This window comes from Phycicoccus endophyticus (assembly GCF_011326735.1).
Lineage (GTDB): Bacteria > Actinomycetota > Actinomycetes > Actinomycetales > Dermatophilaceae > Phycicoccus > Phycicoccus endophyticus.
The window spans coordinates 1-24,420 of sequence record NZ_JAANCN010000012.1 but is presented as its reverse complement, the minus strand read 5'-3'; the positions used below and the strand labels follow the sequence as shown (position 1 = coordinate 24,420).

The 24,420-nt window shown below is 75.3% G+C and carries 23 protein-coding genes; 11 read left to right on the top strand and 12 right to left on the bottom strand.

Annotated elements, in window-relative coordinates; all coding sequences use genetic code 11:
- Window positions 1–6 precede the first annotated feature (6 nt).
- Window positions 7–1,077: a phosphotransferase gene (locus G8D98_RS12540; protein ID WP_166103863.1), complete on the top strand. Its 1,071-nt coding sequence runs from the start codon at window positions 7–9 to the stop codon at window positions 1,075–1,077.
- Here G8D98_RS12540 and G8D98_RS12535 read toward each other — a convergent pair.
- On the bottom strand, window positions 1,049–4,309 hold the full coding sequence (locus tag G8D98_RS12535; protein ID WP_166103860.1) for an ATP-dependent helicase: 3,261 nt from the start codon (window positions 4,307–4,309) through the stop codon (window positions 1,049–1,051). The genes G8D98_RS12540 and G8D98_RS12535 overlap by 29 nt on opposite strands.
- Complete coding sequence (locus tag G8D98_RS12530; RefSeq protein ID WP_229661790.1) at window positions 4,306–7,401, bottom strand: ATP-dependent helicase; 3,096 nt, start codon at window positions 7,399–7,401, stop codon at window positions 4,306–4,308. The genes G8D98_RS12535 and G8D98_RS12530 overlap by 4 nt, the downstream gene beginning before the upstream one ends.
- Before the next feature lie 132 nt (window positions 7,402–7,533).
- Here G8D98_RS12530 and G8D98_RS12525 point away from each other — a divergent pair, with 132 nt between their 5' ends.
- Window positions 7,534–7,893 carry a VOC family protein gene (locus tag G8D98_RS12525; RefSeq protein WP_166103857.1) on the top strand — a complete coding sequence of 120 codons (360 nt, stop codon included), beginning with the start codon at window positions 7,534–7,536 and terminating at the stop codon, window positions 7,891–7,893.
- A 19-nt stretch (window positions 7,894–7,912) separates the two neighbouring features.
- Window positions 7,913–8,527 (top strand): phosphotransferase-like protein, encoded by a 615-nt coding sequence (locus G8D98_RS12520; RefSeq protein ID WP_166103854.1) that lies wholly within the window; start codon window positions 7,913–7,915, stop codon window positions 8,525–8,527.
- Here the strand turns inward: G8D98_RS12520 and G8D98_RS12515 are convergent.
- The 3 genes from G8D98_RS12515 to moeB form a co-directional block, all read right to left on the bottom strand.
- Complete coding sequence (locus G8D98_RS12515; protein WP_166103851.1) at window positions 8,466–9,914, bottom strand: HNH endonuclease signature motif containing protein; 1,449 nt, start codon at window positions 9,912–9,914, stop codon at window positions 8,466–8,468. The two genes, G8D98_RS12520 and G8D98_RS12515, sit on opposite strands and share 62 nt — an antisense overlap.
- Before the next feature lie 113 nt (window positions 9,915–10,027).
- Window positions 10,028–10,471 (bottom strand): DUF1810 domain-containing protein, encoded by a 444-nt coding sequence (locus tag G8D98_RS12510; RefSeq protein WP_166103848.1) that lies wholly within the window; start codon window positions 10,469–10,471, stop codon window positions 10,028–10,030.
- A gap of 12 nt (window positions 10,472–10,483) precedes the next feature.
- Window positions 10,484–11,668 carry a molybdopterin-synthase adenylyltransferase MoeB gene (gene moeB, locus G8D98_RS12505; protein WP_166103845.1) on the bottom strand — a complete coding sequence of 395 codons (1,185 nt, stop codon included), beginning with the start codon at window positions 11,666–11,668 and terminating at the stop codon, window positions 10,484–10,486.
- A gap of 90 nt (window positions 11,669–11,758) precedes the next feature.
- Here moeB and G8D98_RS12500 point away from each other — a divergent pair, with 90 nt between their 5' ends.
- The 3 genes from G8D98_RS12500 (at window position 11,759) to G8D98_RS12490 (ending at window position 13,177) form a co-directional block, all read left to right on the top strand.
- Complete coding sequence (locus tag G8D98_RS12500; protein ID WP_166103844.1) at window positions 11,759–12,382, top strand: TetR/AcrR family transcriptional regulator; 624 nt, start codon at window positions 11,759–11,761, stop codon at window positions 12,380–12,382.
- A 121-nt stretch (window positions 12,383–12,503) separates the two neighbouring features.
- The gene (locus tag G8D98_RS12495) at window positions 12,504–12,731 is read left to right on the top strand and encodes a DUF3107 domain-containing protein (RefSeq protein WP_166103841.1); all 228 of its coding nucleotides are present in this window, start codon (window positions 12,504–12,506) and stop codon (window positions 12,729–12,731) included.
- 179 nt (window positions 12,732–12,910) lie between these two features.
- Entirely contained in the window at window positions 12,911–13,177 is a 267-nt protein-coding gene (locus G8D98_RS12490) for a GlsB/YeaQ/YmgE family stress response membrane protein (RefSeq protein WP_166103839.1), read from the top strand.
- A gap of 59 nt (window positions 13,178–13,236) precedes the next feature.
- Here the strand turns inward: G8D98_RS12490 and G8D98_RS12485 are convergent, their stop codons facing one another.
- Window positions 13,237–13,905 carry a ferritin-like fold-containing protein gene (locus G8D98_RS12485; protein ID WP_166103837.1) on the bottom strand — a complete coding sequence of 223 codons (669 nt, stop codon included), beginning with the start codon at window positions 13,903–13,905 and terminating at the stop codon, window positions 13,237–13,239.
- Window positions 13,906–14,084: 179 nt separating this feature from the next.
- Between G8D98_RS12485 and G8D98_RS12480 the strand changes: the two genes are divergently transcribed.
- Window positions 14,085–15,608, top strand: coding sequence for a DEAD/DEAH box helicase (locus tag G8D98_RS12480; RefSeq protein ID WP_166103833.1), 1,524 nt, complete (start codon window positions 14,085–14,087; stop codon window positions 15,606–15,608).
- 95 nt (window positions 15,609–15,703) lie between these two features.
- Complete coding sequence (locus G8D98_RS12475; RefSeq protein WP_166103831.1) at window positions 15,704–17,368, top strand: APC family permease; 1,665 nt, start codon at window positions 15,704–15,706, stop codon at window positions 17,366–17,368.
- A 6-nt stretch (window positions 17,369–17,374) separates the two neighbouring features.
- Here G8D98_RS12475 and G8D98_RS12470 read toward each other — a convergent pair whose 3' ends face one another.
- Both G8D98_RS12470 and G8D98_RS12465 read right to left on the bottom strand, forming a co-directional pair.
- Window positions 17,375–18,148 (bottom strand): ParA family protein, encoded by a 774-nt coding sequence (locus G8D98_RS12470; RefSeq protein ID WP_166103828.1) that lies wholly within the window; start codon window positions 18,146–18,148, stop codon window positions 17,375–17,377.
- 40 nt (window positions 18,149–18,188) lie between these two features.
- A complete protein-coding gene (locus tag G8D98_RS12465) occupies window positions 18,189–19,094 on the bottom strand; it encodes a LysR family transcriptional regulator (RefSeq protein ID WP_166103825.1) in 906 nt (301 codons plus the stop codon).
- Window positions 19,095–19,170: 76 nt separating this feature from the next.
- Here G8D98_RS12465 and G8D98_RS12460 point away from each other — a divergent pair, with 76 nt between their 5' ends.
- A complete protein-coding gene (locus tag G8D98_RS12460; RefSeq protein ID WP_166103822.1) occupies window positions 19,171–19,434 on the top strand; it encodes a hypothetical protein in 264 nt (87 codons plus the stop codon).
- A 10-nt stretch (window positions 19,435–19,444) separates the two neighbouring features.
- On the opposite strand, the gene G8D98_RS12455 is transcribed toward G8D98_RS12460, so the two are convergent.
- Window positions 19,445–19,639, bottom strand: a complete 195-nt coding sequence (locus tag G8D98_RS12455) for a hypothetical protein (protein ID WP_166103809.1) — start codon at window positions 19,637–19,639, stop codon at window positions 19,445–19,447.
- Window positions 19,640–19,748: 109 nt separating this feature from the next.
- Here G8D98_RS12455 and G8D98_RS12450 point away from each other — a divergent pair, with 109 nt between their 5' ends.
- The gene (locus tag G8D98_RS12450) at window positions 19,749–20,636 is read left to right on the top strand and encodes a methylenetetrahydrofolate reductase (protein ID WP_166103819.1); all 888 of its coding nucleotides are present in this window, start codon (window positions 19,749–19,751) and stop codon (window positions 20,634–20,636) included.
- 19 nt (window positions 20,637–20,655) lie between these two features.
- Here the strand turns inward: G8D98_RS12450 and G8D98_RS12445 are convergent, their stop codons facing one another.
- Window positions 20,656–21,294, bottom strand: a complete 639-nt coding sequence (locus G8D98_RS12445; protein WP_166103816.1) for an FMN-dependent NADH-azoreductase — start codon at window positions 21,292–21,294, stop codon at window positions 20,656–20,658.
- An 86-nt stretch (window positions 21,295–21,380) separates the two neighbouring features.
- On the opposite strand from G8D98_RS12445, the gene G8D98_RS12440 reads away from it, so the two are divergent.
- A complete protein-coding gene (locus tag G8D98_RS12440; protein WP_166103814.1) occupies window positions 21,381–21,908 on the top strand; it encodes a MarR family winged helix-turn-helix transcriptional regulator in 528 nt (175 codons plus the stop codon).
- Window positions 21,909–21,911: 3 nt separating this feature from the next.
- On the opposite strand, the gene G8D98_RS12435 is transcribed toward G8D98_RS12440, so the two are convergent.
- Together G8D98_RS12435 and G8D98_RS12430 are read right to left on the bottom strand one after the other, a co-directional pair.
- A complete protein-coding gene (locus G8D98_RS12435; protein ID WP_229661791.1) occupies window positions 21,912–22,544 on the bottom strand; it encodes a DUF1638 domain-containing protein in 633 nt (210 codons plus the stop codon).
- A gap of 4 nt (window positions 22,545–22,548) precedes the next feature.
- A partial coding sequence (locus G8D98_RS12430) for an ASKHA domain-containing protein (RefSeq protein WP_205859777.1) occupies window positions 22,549–24,420 on the bottom strand: 1,872 nt, incomplete at its 5' end.

The window sequence follows — 24,420 nt, the reverse complement described above, 5'->3', positions numbered from 1 at the left end:
GGGGGCGTGGACCGCAGCCCCTCCTTCCTCGCCGCCCTGGCCAGCGCGGCCGTCCCTGGCCTGGACCCGGTGAGCGTGGAGGCGCCGCCCAGCCTGCCGGGGCAGTCCTTCGACATCGCGTTCGTCGAGGACGACGAGCACCGCCGCTGGGTGGTCCGGGCGCCGCGCACCGAGATGGCCGGCGCCGAGATGGACCGCAGCGTCGCCCTCCTGGCCCTCCTCGCGAGGCGGCTGCCCTTCGCGGTCCCGGCACCCAAGGGGTTCGTCGCGGTCGAGGGCTGCGGGCGGGCCGCCGTCTACCCCTACCTGCCGGGGCACCCGCTCGAGCTCGCGTCGCTGCCCGCCGGCCCGGGGCTCGCCGCCGAGCTCGGCCGGGCCCTCGGCGCCGTCCACAACCTCGACCCGGCCCTCTTCGAGGAGGCCGGCCTGCCGACCTACGACGCCGACGCCTACCGCACCCGCCGGCTCGCCGAGCTCGACCGGGCGGCGGAGACCGGCCGGGTGCCGACCGCGCTGCTCACCCGGTGGGAGGGCGCCCTGGAGGACGTCGCGCTGTGGCGGTTCGCCGCGACCCCGACCCACGGCGACCTCACCGGTGAGGAGGTCCTCGCCGTGTTCGGCGACGAGCGCGACTCCGCGAGCGGCCGGGTCAAGGCGATGACCGGGTGGGAGGACGCCAAGGTGGCCGACCCGGCCGACGACTTCGCCGCCCTCGTCGCGGAGGCCTCCCCCGACGCGGTGGAGACCGTCCTCGAGGCCTATGCGCACGTGCGGGTGGAGCGCCCGGACCCCAACCTGCTCGTCCGTGCCCGGCTCGGCAGCGAGCTCGCGCTGCTGGCCCGGCTCATGGACGCCCTGGGCCGCAAGGACGTCCCCGCGGTGGAGGTGCTCTCGACCCAGCTGCGGCGACTCGACGACGCGGTGCACGCGGCCGAGGCCGAGGACGACTACCGGCGCACGTCGCTCGCTCCCGTCGCGGTGCGGACCCGCCCGACCCCGCCCCCGGCGCTCGTCGTCGACGACGACGACGAGGAGGAGCTGCCGGACGTCAGCGAGCCGCGCCGAGGACTCGGCTGAGCTCGGCCTCGTCCGGCAGAGGCGGCCAGCTGGTCTCGCCGGTCGCGGCGTGGAAGAACGCCCCGCGCACCCGAGCCGGGTCCACGCCGCGCAGCCGTGCCCAGGCCAGCCGGTAGGCCCCGAGCTGGACCGCTCGAGCCGCCGCCCGGGCCCCGCTCGGCGGGGCGCCGGTCTTCCAGTCGACCACGGTCCAGACCGGCTCGCCGTCCTCCCCCGGCTGCTCGAACACCGCGTCGATGCGGCCCCGGACGGCGACGCCGTCGAGGACGGTCTCGACGCTCGTCTCGACCTCGACCGGCGTGCGGTCGGCCCACTCCGAGCCGAGGAAGGCGCAGCGCAGCGCCTCGAGGTCCTCGCCGGCGTCCTCGTCGGCCGAGCCGGGCAGGGCGTCGACGTCGACGATCGCGGCGCTCGCGTAGTGCTGCTCGACCCAGGCGTGGAAGGCCGTCCCGCGGCGGGCGGCCAGCGCCGGGGGCTGGGGCATCGGGCGCCGCAGGGCGTTCGTGAAGCCCTCCGCGTCCTCGGCGAGGGCGACGAGCGCCGAGGTCGACAGGTGCGCCGGGAGGAGGACGTCGGCCGGGCCGGTGCCCGCCTGCCGCTCCGTCAGGAGCATCGCCACCTCGGCGTCCCACGGCGCGTCACCGCAGGCGTCGTCGGGGCCGGCCTGCGCGGCCTCGTGCACCGCACGGGCCGGGCCGAGGAGCCGTTCGCGGCGGGCGAGGTGGTCCGGGGTCGGCCAGGCCACCGCGGTGGCCTGGGCGGTGCGGGGGTTGCTCGGTGGCGGGTCCGTGGCGGGCAGGTCGACCCAGGGGCCCGGGGCCGCACCCGGCCCGGCGGAGGAGGTCACCTCCTCGAGGAACCGGGAGGTCACCCGGGGGGTGGCGGCGCTGCCCCACACGTGCGCCGTGAGCAGGAGGTCGAGCCGGGCCCGGGTGGTCGCGACGTAGGCCAGCCGGCGCTCCTCGGCCAAGCCGTGCTCGGCGGCCGCGCTCGTGAACGCCTCGAGGGCGCCGGCGGCGCTCTCCCAGTCGAGCGGGTCGGCCCACCCGAACCGGGGCAGCCCGGCGCGGTCGCCGCGCAGGTCGTACGGCAGCCCGGCCAGCCCGCTCAGCCAGGCACGGTCGGTGGGCGTGGAGTGGGTCCACGTCGGGCCGGCCGGCCGGCTCGTCGAGCCCGAGTGGGCGGGGAAGGCCGACTCCACGAGACCGGGAACCGCGACGACGTCCCACTCCAGGCCCTTGGCGGCGTGCACGGTCATCACCTGCACGGCGTCCGGGCGGGCCTCGACCCAGCCGAGGTCGAGACCCCGCTCCTCGTCGACCGCGGCCTCGAGCCACGCGAGGAACCCCCCGAGGCCGGGGCGGTCCGCGCTCGCGGCGAAGGTGGCGGCGACGTCGGCGAACGCGTCGAGGTGGGCCCGGGCGGCACCGGGGGTGTACCCGGGCCGGGCGAGGACCTCGATGTCCAGGCCGAGCGCGACCTCGGCCTCGTGGACGAGCTCGGGCAGGCCGATGCCCCCGACCGCCCGCAACCGGCGCACGGTGGCACCGAGCCCGGCGAGCCGGGTGAGGGCGGGCGGGGAGACCCGCTGTCCCTCGCTGCCGGCCCAGGTCGGCGGCGGCAGCTCGTCGAGCGCCTCGACGATGCTCGCCTCCTCGCTCGCGTCGCGTGCGAGGTCGGCGCCACGCCGTCGCTCGCCCTGACGGTGGCGGGCCCAGGCGCCGAGCCCGTCGAGGTCGGCAGCGCCGAGCCGGCACGCGGGGCCGGTGAGCAGCCGCATGAGGCGGTCGCCGCGGGTGGGGTCGGCCACGACGTGCAGGAGGGCGAGGAGGTCGGCCACCTCCGGGGTGTGCAGCAGGCCGCCGAGGCCGACGACCTCGTAGGGCGTCCCGGCAGCCTCGAGCGCGTCGACGACCGGCTCGAACTGGGAGCGCTTGCGGCACAGCACCGCGGCCGTGCGGCGCCCGGGGCGGCCCATCCGGGTGCGGACCCACTCGACGACGTGACGCGCCTCGTCCTCGAGGGTCTCCAGCCGCGCGGTCGCGACGTGCCCCGGCCCGGCACCCGGCCGCTCGCGCAGGGGTGTGACGGGGACGCGGGCCCGGGCGGCGAGCGGGGCGGCGAGGGTGTTGGCGGCCGTGAGGACCGCACGGTCGTTGCGCCAGCTCGTCGACAGGGGCAGCACCGGTGCCGGGTGGGGGTCGCCGAAGTCGGAGCGGAACCGGTCGAGCGTCGTCGAGGAGGCGCCGCGCCAGCCGTAGATCGACTGGTGCGGGTCGCCGACCGCGGTCACCGGCACCGGCTCCCCCGGCGCGGCGAAGAGCGCGCGCAGCAGCTGCAGCTGCGCCTCGGAGGTGTCCTGGAACTCGTCGAGGAAGACCGCCCGGAACCGGTGCCGCTCGGCCGCCCCCACCTGCGGCACCTCGGCGGCGAGCCGGGCGGCGAGCGCGACCTGGTCGGCGAAGTCCATCGCGTCTCGGGAGCGCTTGAGCGCGTGGTAGGCCTCGACGAGCGGGACGACCGCGGCCCGCTGGCGGAGGGCGTCGACGCTCGCGCGCATCGGGTTGGCCCGCTTGCGGGATCCCTCGGGAGCGGTGAGGGCCTCGAGTGCGGCGACGACCGCCGCGAGGTGCTCGGCGAGCTCGTCCGGGGTGACCAGGTGCTCGGCCATCTCCGCGGCGAGGTCGACGACGGCGGTCGTCACCGTCGACTCCGCCTTGTCGACCCCGTCCATCGGCCCGTCCCAGGCGACCACCGCCTCGTGCGCGAACTGCCAGGCCGCCGCCTCGGTGAGCAGCCGGCTCTCCGGCTCGACCCCGAGGCGCAGCCCGTGCTCGCGCACGATGCGCCCGGCGTAGGCGTGGTAGGTGGAGACCGTGGGGGTGTCGCCGAGCACCACGGCACCGTCCGGCCCCGCGGGCGGGGACCACAACCCCGCCTCGCGCAGCGTGGCGAGCCGTGCCGCCAGTCGCTCGGACAGCTCGCCGGCGGCCTTGCGGGTGAAGGTCAGCCCGAGGACCTCCTCGGGGCTCACGAGGTCGTTGGCCACGAGCCACACGACCCGTGCGGCCATCGTCTCGGTCTTGCCCGACCCGGCACCGGCGACGACGAGGAGCGGCCGCAGCGGGGCCTCGATGACGGCCGCCTGCTCCGGGGTCGGCGCGTGGGGCTGGCCGAGCGCCCGGGCCAGCTCGGCGGCCGACCACCGGGGCGGCGGGACGGACGTGCTCACACGCGCCTCCCCTCGGGTCGCGCCGGGCAGGAGTCCTTCACCGGGCACGTGCCGCAGACGTCCCGGGAGGGGGTGGCGAGGACGGAGGCGGCCGCCATCCCCTCCGCGGTCCGGGCGAGCAGCTCGCCCGCCCACGCCGGGTCCTCGGGGTCCTCCGCCAGCGGCACCTGGACCTGCAGCGTCGTGCTCGAGGTGGCGGCCCGCCCGAGCTGGAGGAGGGCGGCGCCACCGGAGGAGGAGCCGTAGGCCGCGAAGGCGCCCGCCTCCACCGCGAGCTGGTAGGCGCCGAGCTGGCCGTGCCGCGCCAGCTCGGCCTTGGTGGGCTTGCGCGTGCCGGTCTTGAGGTCGACCACGCGCACCGCGCCGTCGGGCCCGACCTCGATCCGGTCGACGGTGCCGCTGACCACCGCACGGCCGAGGGCGACGCGCATCGCCTCCTCCGAGGCCACCCGACGCCAACCGGCGGCGGCGGCCTCGCGATGGTAGGTGGCGAGGCGCTCGGTCATCGCGGTCGCGCGGGCCAGGTCGCGGCGGGAGAGCCACCCCGGGGGCAGCCCCAGGCGGCCCCACCGGCGCTCGAGCTCGGCGGCGTACTCGGCCGCGCCGACGTCGCCGAGGTCGTGCGCGACCTCGTGGACCAGGGTGCCGATGTCCTGGGCGCCCATCGAGGGGCCGTCGCCGCCGCTCGCGCGCAGGAGCCACTGGAGACCGCACTGGCCGAAGCGGTCGACGGTGGAGGGCGAGACCCGCACGGGTACGTCGGGAGCGCGCCGGGGCCGCTCGTCGCTGACGGCGCGCAGCGCCCACCAGGCGGCCGGGTCGGCGCCCGGGACCCCCGCGCGGGCGAGCCGCCCGAGCGTGGTGACCGCGCCGCCCCGAGCGGCGGGGTCGGGCCCGAGGAGAGTCCGGCGCAGCTCGCCGACGAGGCCGGGGAGGGTCATCGGCCGCGGGACGTCGGTGAACGGCCGGGCGTCGGGCCGGGGGTCGACGACGTCGAGGTAGGGCGAGGGCTGCTCGTCCTCGCTGCGGACCGCGGTGACGACGAGCCGACGACGAGCCCGGGTCGCCGCGACGTGGAAGAGCCGGGTCTCGTCGTGGGTGACCTGCGCACGCGCGGCGCGCGCGCCCCCCGCGCGGTCGGTGACGACGTCGACGAGGTCGGTGGAGTGCAGGAGCGACCCGCGCAGCCGCACGTCGGGCCAGACCCCGTCCTGGACCCCGGCGACGACGACGAGGTCCCACTCCAGCCCGGCAGCGGCGGCCGGGGTGAGCAGGGCCACCACCTCCTCGGTGCTCCCCCGCGCGGCGAGGGTGTCGCCGGCGACCTCCTGGCCGAGCAGGTGGTCGAGGAAGTCGACGGGCCGGGACCCGGGAAGCCGGTCGACGTAGCGTGCGGCGGCGTCGAAGAGGGCGAGGACGGCGTCCAGGTCGCGGTCGGCGCGCTGGCCCGCGGGCCCCCCGGCGAGGGCGCTCTCGCGCCAGGGCCCGGCGAGCCCGCTGGCGCTCCACATCGCCCACAGGACCTCCTCGACCCCCCGGCCGTCCCGCAGCGCCTCGACCCCCGCCGCGAGCACGCGGTGCACGCGCCACGCCGGCCGGGCCTCGGGGCCGACGCGCTCGAGCGCCGCCGGCGTGCGGACGGCCTCGGCGAGCAGTACGTCGCTCGTGCGGCTCCCCCCGCTGTCGAGCTCGAGCCGCCGCAGCGACCGCCGTAGACGGCGCAGCCCCACCGCGTCGGCACCGCCGAGCGGTGAGCCGAGGACGTCGACGACGACGTCGGGGTCGAGCGCGGGGACGTCGTCGAGCACCTCGACCGCGCAGCGCAGGAGTGCCAGGAACGGCCGGACCGCGGGCTCGTCGCGGACGGGCAGCTCGGCGGCGGAGGTGTCGACGGGGACACCGGCGGACCGCAGCGCACGGCGCAGGCCGGCGGTGCGGGTGCCGCCGCGCACGACGACCGCCATCCGTGACCACGGCAGGTGCCCGAGCAGATGCGCCTCGCGCAGCAGCCCGGCGACGAAGGCCGACTCCTGTGCCCCCGTCCGCAGCAGGTGCGCCTCGACGACGCCCTCGCCCGTGGCCGGCGTGGGCCGGCGGTGACGGATGTCGCCGACGACCCCGATGTGCGCAGCGACCCTCTCGGCGACCGCGGCCACCGGTGCGGTGCACCGGTGCCCGGTGCCCAGCCGGTGGTCGTCCGCAGCGGGCCAGGCGGTGACGAACAGCCGCGGGTCGGCGCCCCGGAAGGTCTGGGTCGCCGCGTCGGGGTCGCCGGTGAGGACGAGGGGCGGCCCCGGCGGACCGGTGACGACGCGCAGCAGGCGCAGCGCAGCGGGGGTGAGCTCCTGGGCGTCGTCGACGACGACGAGCCGCAGCCGCGATCGCAGCCGGTCGAGCGCGCTCGCGTCCTCCTCGAGGAGGTCGGCGGCGGCGGTGAGGATCGTCGCCGGGTCCCACGCCCCGGGGGTGGCGAGCGCCGTGACGTCCTCGTACTCGCGCAGCACGGCCGCCCCGGCGGCCCACTCGGGCCGGCCCTGGGTGCTGGCGAGCTCCTCGAGGTCCTCCGGGCGCAGGCCGAGCTCGAGGGCGCGCATGAGCAGGTCGCGCAGCTCGGCCCGGAAGCCGCGGGTCGGCAGCGCCAGCCGCACCGACGCGGGCCAGGGCGGTGCCGGTGTCAGCCCGCTCTCGTGCCCGGCGAGCAGCTCACGGAGGATGACGTCCTGCTCCGGGCCGCTGAGCAGGCGGGGCGCCGGCTCTCCGGCCAGGGCCGCGGCCTCGCGCAGCAGGCCGAAACCGAAGGACTGGTGGGTGCGGGCGAGGGGGGTCGTGCTCGTCCCGCCGACACGGGCGGTGACGACGTCGCGCAGCCGCGCCGCGGCCCGACGGGTGGGTGCCAGCAGCAGGCAGGCGTCGGCCGGGTGGCCCTCCTGCACGGCGCGCACGACCCGCTCGACCGCCACCGTGCTCGTCCCCGTGCCCGGGGCGCCGACGACCCGCACGACGGGCGCGCTGGCCGTGACGGCGGCTCGCTGCGCCGGGTCGAGGGCCGGCGGGCCCTCGTCCGCGCGGGAGGGGCGACGCAGCACGAGCACGCCGCGATTCCACCACGCCCGGCCGACACCGGCGCGACCGGAGGGGACCACCCGCCGGTCACGCAAACCCCGTTGCCGGGGCACCGCGCCCCCCTTAGCGTCGACGTGGCACCGACGGTGGGAGGCGCAGGGATGACCGTGCTGCTCGAGGCGCTGTGCACCGATGCGGCCGACCCGCAGGCGCTTGCCCGGTTCTGGGCCGGGGTCATCGGTGGGCAGGTGGCCCACGACCGCCCGGGGGCGGTGACCCTCGTCCCCGAGGACCCGCGCTGCGTCCCTCTGCGCTTCCGCCACTCGGACGCACCCAGGACCGGCCCGAACCGCTACCACCTGCACGTCACGACCACCTCTGCCGAGGACATGGCGGCGACCGTCGCGCACGTGCTCGAGCTCGGGGGCGAGCACCTCGACGTCGGACAGACGCCGCAGGAAGGGCACGTCGTCCTCGCCGACCCGGACGGCACCGAGCTGAGCGTCCACCCGGCGCGCTGAGATGGGCACCGGAGGGGCCGTGCCGCCTCACCCGCTGCTGCTGACCGGAGGCCCGGCGGCGGGCAAGACGACGACCGCACGCGCCCTCGCGGACGGCCTGCCCCGGGCCGCCTGCATCGAGGTCGACGACCTCCGGCAGCTGGTTCGTTCCGGCGCGGCGGCACCGTGGGAGGGCTCCGAGGGGCGTGCACGGCAGGCGCTCGGAGCCGAGAACGCGGCGCTGCTCGCCCAGCGGTTCGACCAGGCCGGCTTCGCCGTCGTCGTCACCGACGTGGTCACCCGACGGACGCTCGAGCTGTACCGGCGGATCCTCCCCGGCATCGCCGTGGTCCGCCTCGTGGTCACCGAGACCGAGGCACGCCGCCGCGCGGCCGGGCGCCCGCTGCTGCTCACCCCCCGAGAGTTCGCTTGGCTGCACCGGGACCAGCGGGAGCCGCTGGCGGTCGACCACGAGCTCGACGTGACCACGCTCGGCGTCGAGGAACAAGTCCGCGCCGTCCGGCGGATCTGGGGGGGGCGCGCCCGGCTGACGCCCGGCAGCCGGGCGCGCAGGGTGCCGCGTCGGGTACCCGTCAGCGGGTGCGGTGGTGGGGTTCGGTGGTGCGGGTGGCGCCGTGCGGGCCGTGCCAGGTGATGGTGCCGTCGGGGTGGAGGACGGGGCGCCAGCGGGCGCGGTGCTTGAGGCGGTGGTGGCGCCGGCAGAGGGCCTCGAGCCCGGTGGGGGTGGTGGCCCCGTGGGGCCAGGGGGTGACGTGGTCGAGGTCGCAGTCCTCGGCGGGTCTTGAACAGCCCCACATGCGGCAGGTGCCGTCGCGGGTCGTGACGAAGTCGGCGATCGCTCTCGGTGGCCGGTAGGCGGTGGAGGTGTGGGAGGCGAGGGTGCCGGTGTCCGCGTCGATGACGGCCCGGGCGACCTCGAGGGGGAGGGTTGCCAGCAGGTTGGCCATGGTCGCGGCATCGACCCACCCCAGGCGGGGCAGCTGGGTGCCCGAGACCGCGGCGCCCGACCATGCCGGGGACATCGCCTCGGCCACCTCCCCACCCGGCGCGGCGGGCTCCACCACCCAGCAGAGCTCCTCACGGGAGGCGGGGTCGAGGTCGGCCAGGCGGGTGACCTGGCCGGTGTAGGCGTCGATGACGGTCTCCTCGTCGTCCCGGTCGATGCGGAAGCGCTCCACCGGGACCGGCTGCGGCTGGGGGGCGGGGCGGTCGGTGACGACCGGCACGCCCAACGTGACCTGGGCCGACACGGTGACGTTGCGCAGCACGAGGTCGGCGAGGGCGTCCGCGCGCGACTCCGGGACCGACAACGTGTCGTCAACCGTCCGGTACTCGCCCGCGAGCTCGTTCACGGCCGCGTACATCGCCGCGCTGGTCGCGGTGGGCAGGCAGGCGAACCAGTCGGTGAGCCCGTCCTCACCGGGGGAGATCTCCACGCAGCGCGTCGTGCGGGTCTTCGCGGCGTGCGCGGCGACCTGCTCGCCCGCCACCCGAGCCGCGACCTTGCGGGTCTCGCCCGTCACCCGGGCCGGGTCCATGCCCGGCAGACGCGCGCACAGCTGCGCATCCACCCGCAGACACGCCTGAAGGTCCAGCCCCACACACCCGTCGAGGACCTTGTGCCCCGTCGAGGACGCCACCGACCCGTCGAGGATGAGGTCGCGCAGTACCGGGAAGCGCTCGGACGTCTCGGCCCCCAGGCGCACCGTCCGCGCCGCCAACCCCTCGCTCACCCCGGTCGCCAGGCTCGTCTCCGACGCAGCCATCGGGTCGACGAACCCGATCGGGTGCACCCGCTCCCACGCACCCGACTCCCACATCGTCGTCTCCGTGCGCGCTCCCCACGCCGCCGCCACCGCCTGCGCACCCTCGGCCGCGTTGACCACCCCCTGCAACGCGCCCGCGACCTGGAACGCCTCCGACACCGACAGCGTGTGGCCCCGATCGGCTAGCTCACGACCCAGCTCCGCGACCTGCGAACGCAGAACCGCGATGCGGTCGGTGAGAGCCCCTGCGTCCATACCCCATCCTATCGAACGCGCGTTCGAAACGCAAGGTCAATCCACAGGGACTTCGCTGCTGCACAGTATTTTTCCGCCGATACACAAGGAGCTCGGCGACACCGCCGCCAGGGTCACCCCGACAGGCGCACCAGGGTCGCCGGGTCCTCCTCGCCGCCGAAGTACTGCTCGAGCACCCGGCGGAACGGCCCTGCGTCACCCCCCTCCACCCCCTCGGCCGCCCGCGCGAACAACGTCATCGACGAGCGCAGCTTCACCGCGTCGATGCCGCCGAGGACGGCCACCGGGTCGTCGCCGTCCAGGGCGAGCAACGCCTCGCAGCACTCGACCAGCCGTGGACCGAGGACGGGGTGGGCCAGGTAGGCGCGGGCCTCCACGAGCCCGCCGACCCCGTAGTACCGGGCCGTCGGGCTGCGTCCGAGGCCGGCGAGCTGTGGGAGCACGAACCACATCCAGTGCGAGCGCTTGTGCCCCGCACGCAGCTCGGAGAGCGCCTGGGCGTAGGTGCCGCCGGCGTCCTGGGCCGCCACGAACCGCGAGACGTCCTGGTCCACCACGGTCTCCCTCCGTCAGTAGGTCGGCACCGACGGGTCGACCTCTCGGGCCCAGGCGAGCACCCCACCGAGGACGTCCACCGCGTCCACCCCCCGGGAGCGGAGCACGTCGACCGCCTCGGCGGAGCGGCCCCCGGACTTGCAGTACACGTACACCCGGTCGGCGGCCACCGGCAGCGGGGCGCCGGCACGCACCGCGGCGATGGGGCCCGGCACCGAGCCGGGGATGGCAGCGACGTCGCGCTCGCCCGGCTCGCGGACGTCGAGGAGGTCGAACGTCTCCCGGCCCTCGCGGCGGGCCCGCAGCAACCGGGCCAGCTCGGCCACGCCCACCGCCGGGCGCGCCTCCCCGGTACCCGCGGGCACAGGCCGCTCCTCCTCCCGGGCGGTCGCCCAGCCGAGGGGGCGCGCGAGGTCGGCCGAGGCGCCACAGACCGCACACGACGGGTCCGGCCGGACCGGCACGGTGTCCCACGTCTGGGCCAGGGCGTCGTGGACCAGGAGCCGGCCGACGAGCGGCTCGCCGACCCCGGTGACGAGCTTGACGGCCTCGGTCGCCATGACCGAGCCCACCGAGGCGCACACCGCGCCGAGGACGCCTCCGACCGCGCACGAGGGGACGGCCTCCGGAGCCGGCTGCCGCGGGAACACGCACGCGTAGCACGGCCCCTCCCCCGCCCACCACACCGACACCTGGCCGTCGAAGCGGAACACCGAACCCCAGACGTGCGGGATGCCGAGGCGGGCGCAGGCGTCGCCGATCAGGTAGCGAGTGGGGAAGTTGTCCGCGCCGTCGAGGACGAGGTCGTAGTCGGCCAGCAGCTCCATCGCCGTCAGCGCGTCGAGCCGTTCGGCGTGGCGCACGAGCGTGGCGTCCGGGGCGATGGCCGTCACCGCGTCGGCCGCGGAGTCCACCTTGGGGCGCCCCACGTCCGCGACGCCGTGGACCACCTGACGCTGGAGGTTGGTCGTCTCGACGACGTCGTCGTCGACGACGCCGATAGTCCCGACGCCGGCGGCCCCGAGGTAGAGCAGGGCCGGCGAGCCCAGGCCGCCGGCACCGACGACGAGCACGCGGGCGTTGCGCAGCCGCCGCTGCCCCTCGAGCCCGAGGTCGGGCAGCAGGAGGTGGCGGGCGAACCTCGTCCGCTCGGCGGGGGTGAGCTCGGGCCCGGGCGGCACCAGGGGTGGTCGCGCCATGTCGGGGAACCTAACACCGGGCGACGGCTCGCTCGCCGCGCGCGGCCGCACCGTCCGTAGGATGACGGGACCCCACCCGCCGGAGGAGCGATGAGCAGCAGCACGACGACCCCACGCAGCACGCGGCTGCCGCGCAGCGAGCGTCGCGCCCAGTTGCTCGAGGCCGCCCAGGCGGTCTTCGTCCAGTCCGGCTACCACGCCGCCGCGATGGACGAGATCGCCGAGCGGGCCGGGGTCTCCAAGCCGGTGCTCTACCAGCACTTCCCCGGCAAGCTCGACCTGTACCTCGCGCTGCTCGACACGCACTGCGAGACCCTCGAGCAGCTCGTGCGCCATGCCCTCGAGCGCACCGAGGGCGACAACGAGGTCCGCGTCCGCGCGACCGTCGCCGCCTACTTCGACTTCGTGACCCGCGAGGACGCCGCCTTCCGGATGGTCTTCGAGTCCGACCTCACGAGCGTGCCGCAGGTGCGCGGCCGGCTCGACGCCGTCGAGATGGCGTGCGCCGAGGCGATCTCCGAGGTCATCGCCCTCGACACCGGCGTCGACGAGGAGCGCGCCCTGCTGCTCGGCTCGGCCCTCGCCGGCATGGCCCAGGTCGCCGCCCGGCACTGGCTGGCCCAGGACGGCGAGCTGCCCGAGGCGGACGCCGCCGCGACGATCAGCATGCTCGCCTGGCGGGGGCTCGGCTCGTTCCCCAAGGTCGCCGGCTGAGCCCTGGGCGAACAGCCCCCGGCGGGCGGAACAGGGCGGCCACCGCCCCCGTTAGCCTGGACCGAGAACCCATCCAGCCGCGGGCAGCTGCCCGCGCGCGAGAACGAAAGGTGCGTGCCCCGTGGAGGTCACCATCGGTGTCCAGAACGTCTCCCGCGAGCTGACCGTCGAGACCGACGCCCCCGCCGCCGAGGTCTCCTCGGCGGTCGACGCCGCGCTCGCCTCGCCCGACGGGGTCCTGCGGCTCACCGACACCAAGGGCCGCACGGTGCTCGTCCCCGGGCGGGCCCTCGGCTGGGTCCAGGTCGGTGAGTCCGAGAAGGGCAAGGTCGGCTTCGGGGCCATCTGACCCTCACCGGCGCTGACCTGCACCGACACGCGGCCGGCGCGCGCGTGTCGAAGGTTTGACCAGGCTTGCCACACGGTCTAGCGTCAGCAGCAGTGCCGGGCCATCCGGCGCCCGCGTCCCGCTGCGCGGGGCGTGGACGGACCACGCTCGGGGTGCCCCCACCTCGGGAAGGAGAACCCGTGTCCATCATCGGTTCGATCATCGCCGGCATCATCGTCGGCATCCTCGCCCGACTCGTCCTCCCCGGCCGCCAGGCCATCGGGTGGATCATGACGATCGTCCTCGGCATCGTCGGCGCCATCCTCGGCTGGCTCATCGCCGGCTGGCTGGGAGTGCAGACCACCGACGGGGTGGACTGGCTGCGCTGGATCATCTCGGTCATCGTCGCCGCGGTCCTCATCGTCGGCTACGAGCGCATCACGGCAGGCCGCTCCACCGCCGCCTGAGACCCGCTCTCACCCACCGGCCCCCCGCCGAGCGGCGGGGGGCCGGTGTGCGTGCGTGCTCAGGCGTCCAGGCCCATCCGGGTCATCCGCCGCTGGTGGTTCTCGGTGAGCCGGCTGAACATCCGCCCCACCTCCCCGAGGTCGAGCCCCCCGCCGACGAGCAGCGCGGACATCGCGTCCCGCTCGACGGCGACGACCTGGGCCTGGGAGAGCGCCTCCCCGAGCAGCCGCCGCCCCCACAGCGCGAGCCTCCCCGCGGCCGCCGCGTCGCTGCGGATGGTGTCCCGGACGATCTCGACGACGAAGTCGGCCTGGCCGGCGTCCTCGAGCGCCGCCGACATCACCGCGCGGGTCTCCTCGTCGACGAGCGCCGACATCTCCTTGTAGAAGTCCTTGGCGATCCCGTCGCCGACGTACGCCTTGACCAGGCCCTCGAGCCAGCCCCGCGGCCGGGTGCGCTCGTGGAAGGCCGAGAACGGCGCGACGAACGGGGCCATCGCCGCGTCGGGGTCGATCCCGCGCTCGCGCATGTGCTCGAGGAGCTGCTCGTAGTGCTGGAAGTCGACCGTCGCGAGGTGGCCCATCCGGGTCTTGAGCGCGAGGGTCGGGGCGAGGTCGCAGTCGCCGGCCATCCGGATGAACGCGGTCAGCTCACCGTAGGCGAGCACCCCGAGCAGGTCGACGACCGCGGCGTCGTAGCCGGGGGCCCCGGCCGGGTCCTGGTCCATGGCGAGCGAGCCTAACGGTAGGATGTGCCTGTCCACGGTGCCCGGTCGGCACGCAACGTGAAGTGACGTATGACGGGTGGCCGCCCGGTGTCCGCGCCGCGTCCGCCCCTGATGACCTCCGATCGGCCCGCAGCCCGCGCTGGCGCCCTCCGGTGCGCCCGCCGACCGGAAGAGAGCCCATGACCGACGTCACCGACGCCGCCCCCGAGGCGCCCGAGAGCGCCCCGGCCCCGGCGGAGCAGACCTTCGCCGACTACCCCGTCCACCCCGACATCGTCGCCGCGCTCGCCGACGCCGGTATCGTCACCCCCTTCCCCATCCAGTCGATGACGATGCCCGTCGCGCTCGCCGGCCACGACATCATCGGCCAGGCCAAGACCGGCACCGGCAAGACCCTCGGTTTCGGGGTTCCGGTGCTCAACCGGGTCACCGCCCCCGGCGACCCGGGTTTCGAGGGGCTCCCCGCCCCCGGCAAGCCGCAGGCGCTCGCCGTCGCGCCGACCCGTGAGCTGGCCGTCCAGGTCTCCGGCGACCTCGAGCGCGCCGGCCGCCGCCGGGGCATCCGCGTCCTCACCGTCTACGGCGGCCGTGCCTACGAGCCCCAGATCGAGGCGCTCCGCCGGGGTGTCGAGGTCGTCGTCGGTACGCCGGGCCGGCTGATCGACCTCGCCCAGCAGGGCCACCTCGACCTCGGCCACGCCCGCGCCGTCGTGCTCGACGAGGCCGACGAGATGCTCGACCTCGGCTTCCTGCCCGACGTCGAGAAGATCCTCGCGATGACCCCCGCCGGGCGCCAGACGATGCTCTTCTCGGCGACCATGCCCGGCGCGGTGGTCACCCTCGCGCGCCGGTACATGGACCGCCCCACGCACATCCGGGCGATGTCCGACGACGACGGCGAGGACCGCGCCACCGTCAAGGCGATCGAGCAGTTCGTCTACCGCGCGCACGCCATGGACAAGACCGAGATGCTCGCCCGGATGCTCCAGGCCGAGGGCCGGGGGCTGACCATCATCTTCACCCGCACCAAGCGCACGGCCGCCAAGGTCGCCGACGACCTCGCCGACCGGGGCTTCGCCGCGGCGCCCCTGCACGGCGACCTCGGCCAGGGCGCGCGCGAGCAGGCCCTGCGGGCCTTCCGCAACGGCAAGGTCGACGTCCTCGTCGCCACCGACGTCGCGGCGCGCGGCATCGACGTCGAGAACGTCACGCACGTCGTCAACTACCAGTGCCCCGAGGACGAGAAGACCTACCTGCACCGCACCGGGCGGACCGGGCGGGCCGGCCACACCGGCGTCGCGGTCACCTTCGTCGACTGGGACGACCTGCACCGCTGGGCCCTGATCAACAAGGCGCTCGACCTCGGCATCCCCGAGCCGCAGGAGACCTACTCCTCCTCCCCTCACCTGTTCACCGAGCTCGGCATCCCCGAGGGCGCCAAGGGCCGGCTGCCGCGCTCGCAGCGCACGCGCGCGGGCCTGGCCGCCGAGGAGCTCGAGGACCTCGGTGAGACCGGACGGTCCCCCGGGCGCGGCGGGCGGGGCGGGCGCCCCTCCCGCGGCGGGCAGGGTGAGCGCGGCGGGCGCCCCGAGCGCGCCGAGCGCTCCGAGCGCTCCGGCGAGGGTTCGGGCCAGCCGCGCCGGCGCCGCAACCGCCGGCGCACCCGGGGCGGCCGACCCGCCGGCGAGGGCACTGCCGGCTGACGTCCGTGCAGGTCAGGGCCATGACGGATGTCATGCGTCCCACCTCCTGGGGAGTGACTGACTAGTACCTCCTCGAACGACCCGGGAGGTCCCCCATGGCAGCACCCGCGACGAGCCGCGAGGCCGGCCAGGACGCGCACGAGCTCAAGCGGCACGTCGGCAGCGTCGGGCTGCTCTTCGCGAGCGTCGGCTCGATCATCGGCTCGGGCTGGCTCTTCGGGGCGATGAACGCGGCCCAGACCGCCGGCCCGGCCGCCATCATCTCCTGGGCGCTCGGCGGGGTGATGATCCTGCTCATCGGGCTGTGCTACGCCGAGCTCGGCACGATGTTCCCGCTCTCCGGCGGGGTGGTCCGCTTCCCGCACATCGCGTTCGGGTCCACGGCGAGCTTCGTCACCGGGTGGATCACCTGGGTGGCGTGCATGAGCGTGGCCCCGATCGAGGTCGAGGGTGCCCTGCAGTACGCGACGAAGTACGCGCCGTTCACCGAGAAGCACACCGTGGCCGACGGCGCCTCGGTCCACACCCTCACCGGCCTGGGGCTCGTCGTCGCCGTCGTCCTCATGGCGGTCTTCGTCGTCATCAACTACGTCGGCGTGCGCTGGTTCGCGCGGATCAACACCGTCCTGGTCTGGTGGAAGATCGCGATCATCACCATCGTCATCATCGCCTTCCTGCTCACCTCCTTCCACGCCGGCAACTTCACCTCGGCGGGCTTCAAGCCGCAGGGCTGGCACGGGGTCTTCACGGCGATCGCGACCTCCGGGATCGTCTTCAGCTATCTCGGGTTCCGCCAGGGCATCGAGCTCGCCGGCGAGACCGACAACCCGCGTCGCAACGTCCCGATCGCCGTCATCGGCTCGGTCGTCGCGACCGGCGTCATCTACGTGCTGCTCCAGGTGGCCTTCATCGGCGCCATGCGCCCCCAGGACTTCGCCGACGGGTGGGCCAAGGTCAGCTTCACCGACGACTTCGGCCCGCTCGCCGCGATCGCCACCTTCCTCGGCCTGACCTGGCTCGCGGTGCTGCTCTACATCGACGCCGTGGTCTCCCCCGCCGACACCGGGCTGATCTACATCACGGTCACCGCGCGGATCTCCTACGCCATGTCCCGCAACGGCAACGCCCCCCAGGCCCTGAGCCGCACGACGAACCGCGGGGTGCCCCTGGTGAGCATGCTCGTGGCGTTCGTCGTGGGTCTCTTCCTCTTCCTGCCCTTCCCGAGCTGGCAGCAGCTGGTCGGGTTCATCACCTCGGCGACCGTCCTGTCCTTCGGCTCGGGCCCGCTGGTCCTCGCGGCCATGCGTCGCCAGCTGCCCGACCACGAGCGGCCCTTCCGGGTGCCGGGCGGGCACGTCATCCCGTTCCTCGCGTTCTGGTCGAGCAACCTCATCGTCTACTGGACCGGATGGGCCACGAACTCCAAGCTGTTCGTCGCGGTGCTCATCGGGGTGGTCATCCTCGGCATCACCTACGTGGTGCACCAGCGCCGTGAGGAGCCCTACGACTGGGCCTGGCGGGCCGGGTCGTGGTACCTGCCGTGGCTGGGCGGCCTCGCGCTCATCTCCTGGCTCGGCGACTACGACGGCGGCGTCGGCGTGCTCCACTTCGACACCGCCATCCCGGTGACGCTCGTCTTCAGCGCCGCGGTCTACTGGCTCGCCGAGCACGTCCGCCTCGGCACCGAGGCCGTCGAGCACAACGCCGAGCAGACCCGCGCCGAGGCCGAGGCCGAGGACGAGGCGGTCGTCCCGGGCTGAGGCGGCTCAGAGCTGCTCGAGCATCCCGGCCGCGACCTCCCGGTAGGCCCGGGCCCCCTTGCTCGAGCGCGAGGTGGCGAGGATGGAGCGCCCCACCGCCGGGGCCTCGGCGAAGCGGACTGTCCGCGGGATCGGCGGCGAGAGGACGGGGACGCCGTACCGCTCGCCGACGTCCTCGAGAACCTCACGGGCGTGCGTGCTGCGGCCGTCGTAGAGCGTCGGGAGGATGCCGAGCACCCGCAGCCGCCTGTTGAGGATCCGGCGCACGTCGGTGACCGTGTCGAGCAGCTGCCCGACACCGCGGTGGCCGAGCATCTCGCACGGCATCGGCACGACCACCCCCTGGGCCGCGGTCAGGGCGTTGAGGGTGAGCACCCCGAGGCTCGGGGAGCAGTCGAGCAGGATGACGTCGTAGTCGCGCCGCACCGGCTCCAGGGCGGTCTGCAGGACGTACTCGCGAGCCGGGCGGCCGAGCAGGACGGCCTCGGCCCCGGCGAGCTCGATCGAGCTGGGCACGAGGTCGACGCCGTCGTCGCACCGGTGGAGGACCTCGGTGAGGTCGCGACCCCCGACGAGCACGTCGTGGACCGAGGCCTCGACCGTGTCGGGGTCCACGCCCAGGCTGAAGGTCAGGCACGCCTGGGGGTCGAGGTCGACCAGCAGCACCCGGCGACCGGCCTCGGCGAACGCGGCGCCGAGCGAGGCGACCGACGTCGTCTTGGCGACGCCGCCCTTCTGGTTGGCCAGGGCGAGGATCCGGGCCTTGCGCTGCGTCGGCATGCCGCGTCCCTTCCGGTGGGTGGGGGTTGCGACGATTCTCTCACTCCAGGGCGTCGGTCCCCGAGCGCAGGACGAACCGGCGGAAGGCCTCCGCCGACGGCAGGAGCGGCCGACCCTGCACCCAGGCCAGACCGACCTCGCGGTGGGCGCCGTCGTCGGTGAGCGGGAGCAGGCGGGTCCGGGCGAAGGTCGTCGGCACCCGCAGGCCCTGCGCGGGCACGACGGAGACGCCGAGCCCGGCGGCGACGAACCCCCGGATGGTCGGCAGGTCCTCGGCCTCGGTGCCGACCTCGGGCTCGAACCCGGCGGCCCGGCACAGGGCGAGGGTCTGCTCGCGCATGCCCGAGGGCGGGGCCCGCAGGACGAACGGCTCGCCCGCGACCTCGGCGACGGAGACGCTCTCCCGCCCCGCCAGCGGGTGGTTCGTGCCGACGGCGAGGACCAGCGGCTCGAGCAGGATCCGCTGCCAGGCCACGCCCTGGCCGACGACCCGTGCCGCCGTGAGCTCCAGGTCGGCCCTGCGGGTCGCGAGCTGCGCGGAGATCCGCCCGTCCTCGCCGGCCGCGGTCCGCTCCAGGGCGACCCGGACCCGGGGGTGCTCCCGGCGGAACGCCCCGACGAGCGCCGGCACGAGCCAGCTGCCGAGGCTCAGCGGGTAGGCGAGGGTGACCACGCCGCTCTCCGGGTCGACGATCTCGCCGACCGCGGCGAGCCCGTCGTCGAGGTGGTTGACGAGCGGGTCGACGTGCCGCTTGAACGCCGTCCCGGCGTGCGTCATGCGCAGGACGCGGCCGTGCCGGTGCAGCAGCGCGGTGCCGACCTCGCCCTCGAGCCGGGCCAGCGCGCGGGAGACCCCCGGCTGGCTCACCCCGAAGATCGCGCCGACCTCGGTGACCGTGTAGCCGTCGGCGACGAGCTGGAACCAGCGCAGCGCATCCGTGTCCATTCCATAACTCTAGGACATGTTGTCTATATCCGGATTTCATTGGACGCATGGTTAAGGCCGCGCGGACACTGGAGGCATGGCGACCACCACCCTGATCAGCACCGTCCGGGACGAGCTGCGCGAGCGCCGCGAGCGCCGCGCCGTCACCCGCCGCCTGCGCGAGGACCTCGCGCACTACCAGACCCCGGCGGAGATCGAGGACCTCCTCGTCGCCGTCGACACCCAGGAGGCCAGCGGCGAGAGCAGCGCCGAGGCCCTCGTCATCCGCGCCGTGCTCCTGGAGAACCTGCGCGCCTACTACGCCCGCCACGCCACCCCGCAGCGCGCCGCCGGCCTCTGAGGCCCGGCACTCAGCGGCGTGGGGCGGTGACCGTGCCCGGGACCACCCGCCGGCCGACCGGGCCGGGGTTCCAGGCCACCTCCCACCGCACGCCGTCGGGGTCGGCGAAGTAGCCGGTGTAGCCGCCCCACTCACGGTCGGTCGCCGCGCCGACCGTCGCCCCCGCGGCAGCGGCCGGGGTGACGAACGAGATGCGCTGGTCCATGTCGGCCAGCGTGCCACCCCCTCCGGACAGGGGGCGGACGCCTCTGGTGCAACCCCCGCCCGCCCCCTACGCTGGGCCGGTCGGTGCGCATGACGAGACGGGTTGCGCGATGAGCAACGAACTTCCCACGGTGGCGCTCGTGCGGCTCCTCGAGGGGGCGCGCTACGAGGTGATGCCGACCGCCTCCGTCGTCGACGCCGTCGGCGAGCACGTGCCGCCCTCGGTCACCGTCACCGTCACCGCCGCCCCGGGCAAGGGCCTGGAGGCCACGCTCTCGACCGCCACCACGCTCGCGCGAGCCGGCTGGCCGGTCGTGCCGCACCTCGCGGCCCGGATGCTCACCGGCCGCGGCGAGCTCCAGGAGGTGGTCGCCCGGCTGGCCGAGGCCGGGGTCACGGCGGCGTTCGTCCCCGGCGGTGACGCCGACCCGCCGGCCGGGGACTACGACTGCGCCCTCGACCTGCTGCGGGACCTGGCGACGATGGAGCACCCGTTCACCCAGGTCGGCATCACCGGCTACCCCGAGTCGCACCCCACCATCGACGACGACGTCACGGTGCAGGCGATGTGGGACAAGCGCGCCTACGCGACCCACATCGTGTCCAACATGACCTTCGACGCCGAGCACCTGGGCACGTGGTGCGAACGGGTGCGGCGACGCCGCGTCGAGCTGCCCCTGCTCGTCGGCGTACCCGGCCCGGTCGAGCGCACGAAGCTGCTCGGGATGGCCACGAAGATCGGGGTCGGCGAGTCGCTGCGCTTCCTGCGCAAGCAGAAGTCGGTGTTCGCCCGGATCGCGGCCCCCGGGTTCTCGAGCGACCGGTTCGTCAGCCGGGTGGCGGCACTGTCGGCCAACCCGGCCCTGGGCATCGCCGGCCTGCACGTCTTCACGTTCAACCAGGTCGGCGTCGTCGAGACCTGGCGCCAGGGCATGCTCGCCCGGGCCCGTGAGGAGCGGGTGCACCCCACGGGCCGCGGCGGGCACCAGGACGGCTGAGCGCCCCCGCGCCCCGGGCTCAGGCCGCCCGGCGGGCGAGCTCGGCGCCGGCGAGCACGGCTGCCTCCTCGGCGGTGCGGCGCAGGTCGGTGCCGAGGTCGACGAGCCCCTCCATGGCCGGGTTGACGCCCGCCAGGGTCAGCTCGCGCTCGATGAGGGTCAGCTCGCCACCCCAGACGTCGACGAGGATGCGGCGCAGGTAGTCGGTGCTGTGGTCCCAGCCCTCCTTCGGGGTTCCGGGCGCGTACGAGCCACCGCGGGTGACGAGGGCGACCACGGGCGTGCCGTCGAGCAGGCGGGCGCCGGGCTCGGCGCCGGCGATGGCCAGGTCGACCCACGCCTTGACGTGCTGGGAGACCCCCCAGTTGTACAGCGGGAGCGCGAGGACCGCGGCCTCGGCGCTGCGCAGCTCCTCGGCGACGGTCCCGGCGAGCTCCACGGCCTCCTGCTGCTGCGGCGTTCGGTCGGCCTCCGGGGTGAACGAGCCGCCGACCGCGAGCGGCCAGGCGTCCGCGGGCAGCGGCTCGGCACCCAGGTGCCGGCGGACGACGTCGGTGCCGGGGCGGTGGCTCGTCAGCTCCTCGAGGACGAGGTCGGCGAGCGCGCTGCTCGCGGACCGCTCGCCCTGGATGGAGGCGTCGATGCGGAGGACGGACATGGGGGCTCCTTCGGAGACGTGGGGTTGAACGTTCACGACCGTAGGCGATCTTGCTTGAATGTTCAAGTTGGCGTTACCCTGGGCCGATGTCACCACGAGAGGCCACCGCCGGCGAGGTCCGCTGGCTCGAGCAGGACCAGCTGCGCGACTGGCGCTCGCTGATGTCCCTCGTCGTGGCCCTCCCCACGGCGCTGGACGCCCAGCTCAAGCGGGACGCCGGGATGAACTCCTTCGAGTACCACGTGCTCGCGGCGCTCTCCGAGGCCCCCGGCCACACCCTCGCCCTCAGCGAGCTCGCCCACCTCTCGCGCGGCTCACTCTCCCGGCTCTCCCACGCCGTCACCCGCCTCGAGCGCGACGGCTGGCTCACCCGTTCCCCGTGCCCTGGTGGGCAGGGCCGCCGGGTGGAGGCGCGGCTCACCGACGCCGGGATGGCCAAGCTGCGCGAGACAGCGCCCGGCCACGTCGCCGAGGCTCGGCGGCTCGTCGTCGACGTCCTCGACGCCGAGGAGCTGCGCGCCCTCGGGTCGGCGGCCCGCCAGGTCGCCCGGGCCGCGGGCATCGACCTCGAGTCCGGACAGACGCCTCCCGGCTGTCCGGGCACGCCCTGCTGACCCTCAGCGGGCAGCGCCGACCAGGGCCCCGAGGGCCCGCTCGAGCCCTCCGGTGCCCGTCACCCTGACCTGCAGCGGGAGGCCGGTGCGCTCGGCGGCACGCTGCGCCAGCACGCGCAGCTCGGCCAGTTCCACCGGGTCCTGCGCCTGGGCCAGCCAGAGCACCCGCGTGTAGTGGCCGAAGTAGTCCGCACGCAGCTGCGGGTACCGGTCGAGCCCGAGCTCGTGGACCACGGTGCGCTCGAAGGAACGCACGAGGAAGTCCGTGAGCAGGTAGGTGCCCGGCTCCTGCGCCGCGAGCGTCTCCACCGCGGCGGCCCCGGCGTACAGGTCGTAGCAGTGCAGGCCCGGCAGCCGCGCCACCCCGAGCCGCGCGCACACGGCGTCGAGGGCACCGTAGGTACCGCAGTCGGCGTACCCGACGACGACCTCCCGGTAACCCCGGTCGCGCAGCGTGCTCACGAGACGCGCGACCTCGTCGGCGATCCGCTCCGGGCGGTTGTGCAGCAGCGGCGGCAGGGGGTGGACGTCCACCGGCCATCCCCGCCGGGCCGCGACCTGCGCGGCCGGCTGCGCCAGCGCCCCGCACGCGACGAGCCCGACCCGCTCACGCGCGCCCCGCCCACCGAGGGCCACGGCGTCACGGGGGGAAGGCGAGCTGGTCGACGAAGCGGTCGTTGAAGTCCGCGCGGTCGGAGAGCTCGACATAGGTCACCTCCTCGAGCAGCGCCCGGGCCCCGGTGCGCTCCCGCTGCGAGAGCAGGACCATCTTCGCGCCCTCCCCCGCGACGTTGCCCGCCGAGACGATCCGCAGCACGGGCAACGCGGGCACCAGCCCGATGCGCACGGCCGACGCCGGTGACAGGTAGGAGCCGAAGGACCCGGCGAGCAGCACCTGCTGGACCTGCGAGGCCACCAGGCCGAGCTCCTCGAGCAACAGGCTCCACCCCGTCGAGATGGCCGCCTTGGCGAACTGCAGCTCGCGCACGTCGCGCTGGGAGAGGTGGACACACGCCGCCGCCGGCGCGTCGGCGGACGGACGATGGAGGACGAAGACCCGCTCGCCGTCCCCGACCCGCGCCATCCGGTCCGCGAGCGCCGGGGCGACCGAGGCCGCGACCTCGTCGGGCACGAAGCGCCCGGAGGCGTCGAGCAGCCCGACCCGCACGAGCTCGGAGACCGCGTCGACGAGGCCCGAGCCGCACAGCCCACGGGGCTCGACGTCGCCGATGACCCCGAGGGAGACCGCCGTGGCCGGGTCCGGGCCGGTCGCGTCGAGCCGGACGACCTCGACCGCCCCGTCGGCGGCCCGCATCCCGCAGCGGATCGCACCACCCTCGAACGCCGGCCCCGCCGGTGCCGCCGTGGTGACGATCCGCTCGCCGTCGCTCAGCGCGATCTCGCAGTTGGTGCCGACGTCGACGAAGAGCCGCACCCGGCTGTCGCGGTCCATGCCGCTCGCGAGCATGCCGGCGACGATGTCCCCGCCGACGTAGGCCCCGAGGGCCGGCAGGACGACGACGCGGGCCCCCGGGTGCAGGGCGAGGCCGAGGTCGGCTGCCCGCAGGACCGGCCAGTCCGCGCTCGCCTGGACGAAGGGGGCCACACCGAGGGGCTCGGGGTCGACCCCGAGCGCGAGCGCGGTCATCGTCGCGTTGCCCGCGAGCGCCACCTCGTAGACCTCGGCCGGCTCGACGCCGCCCTCGGCGCACACCTCCTCGACGAGCGCCACGAGCGTCTCCTGGGCGAGCTCGGTGAGCCGCGCCAGGGCCCGCCGGTCGAGCATCGTCGCGCTGATCCGGGTGATCACGTCGGCGCCGAGCGGCTGCTGCCGGTTGAGCATCGACGCGACGGCGACGGGAGTGCCGGTGCCGAGGTCGAGCAGCGTGGCGACGACGGTCGTCGTGCCGAGGTCGACGGCGACGGCGTGCCGACGGCCCGTGGTGTCCCCCGGCTCGACATCGACGAGGGCCTCGTCCACGACCACGGCGGTCACCTTGAAGTCGCTGTGCCGCAGCACGACCGGAAGCCGGCGCAGCGCGTACAGGTCGGGTTCGAGGACGAGGTCGTCGACGGCGTCGCGCAGCCGCGCGAGGTCGGTGCGCTGGTCGGCGAGGCTCGGCTCGGTCAGCTCGACGTAGCGCTTCTGCACCGCCGGGTGCAGGATGACCTGCCGGCCGACGCCGACCGTCGAGGCCTTCGGCCGGGTGACGAGCGGTGGCACCTCGACCTCGACGTCCTCGGTCGCCCGGACGAGGCAGGCCAGCCGCCAGCCGGATCCGAGCTCCTCTGCGGTGAAGGTCCGTTCGTCGTGGGCGGTGACCGGGGCGGGCCCGGTGAGCCGCACACGGCACTTGCGGCAGGTCCCGTGGCCCCCGCACGTGGAGTCGACCGCGATGCCGTTCCACGACGCCGCGTCGAACACCGAGACCCCCGGGGGCACGCGCACGGACCGGCCGGAGGGGGCGAAGGTCAGGGTGACCCGCCCCGCGCCCTCCGCCTCGGGCGTGCC

Bases quoted from the DNA above. Each gene is read 5' to 3' on its own strand.
- G8D98_RS12450 (WP_166103819.1), top strand. From the start codon at position 19,749: ATGAGCAACGAACTTCCCACGGTGGCGCTCGTGCGGCTCCTCGAGGGG.
- G8D98_RS12455 (WP_166103809.1), bottom strand. From the start codon at position 19,639: ATGGACCAGCGCATCTCGTTCGTCACCCCGGCCGCTGCCGCGGGGGCG.
- G8D98_RS12460 (WP_166103822.1), top strand. From the start codon at position 19,171: ATGGCGACCACCACCCTGATCAGCACCGTCCGGGACGAGCTGCGCGAG.
- moeB (WP_166103845.1), bottom strand. From the start codon at position 11,668: ATGGCGCGACCACCCCTGGTGCCGCCCGGGCCCGAGCTCACCCCCGCC.
- G8D98_RS12485 (WP_166103837.1), bottom strand. From the start codon at position 13,905: ATGGACCAGGACCCGGCCGGGGCCCCCGGCTACGACGCCGCGGTCGTC.
- G8D98_RS12515 (WP_166103851.1), bottom strand. From the start codon at position 9,914: ATGGACGCAGGGGCTCTCACCGACCGCATCGCGGTTCTGCGTTCGCAG.
- G8D98_RS12470 (WP_166103828.1), bottom strand. From the start codon at position 18,148: ATGCCGACGCAGCGCAAGGCCCGGATCCTCGCCCTGGCCAACCAGAAG.
- G8D98_RS12440 (WP_166103814.1), top strand. From the start codon at position 21,381: ATGTCACCACGAGAGGCCACCGCCGGCGAGGTCCGCTGGCTCGAGCAG.
- G8D98_RS12500 (WP_166103844.1), top strand. From the start codon at position 11,759: ATGAGCAGCAGCACGACGACCCCACGCAGCACGCGGCTGCCGCGCAGC.
- G8D98_RS12480 (WP_166103833.1), top strand. From the start codon at position 14,085: ATGACCGACGTCACCGACGCCGCCCCCGAGGCGCCCGAGAGCGCCCCG.
- G8D98_RS12525 (WP_166103857.1), top strand. From the start codon at position 7,534: ATGACCGTGCTGCTCGAGGCGCTGTGCACCGATGCGGCCGACCCGCAG.
- G8D98_RS12465 (WP_166103825.1), bottom strand. From the start codon at position 19,094: ATGGACACGGATGCGCTGCGCTGGTTCCAGCTCGTCGCCGACGGCTAC.
- G8D98_RS12475 (WP_166103831.1), top strand. From the start codon at position 15,704: ATGGCAGCACCCGCGACGAGCCGCGAGGCCGGCCAGGACGCGCACGAG.
- G8D98_RS12445 (WP_166103816.1), bottom strand. From the start codon at position 21,294: ATGTCCGTCCTCCGCATCGACGCCTCCATCCAGGGCGAGCGGTCCGCG.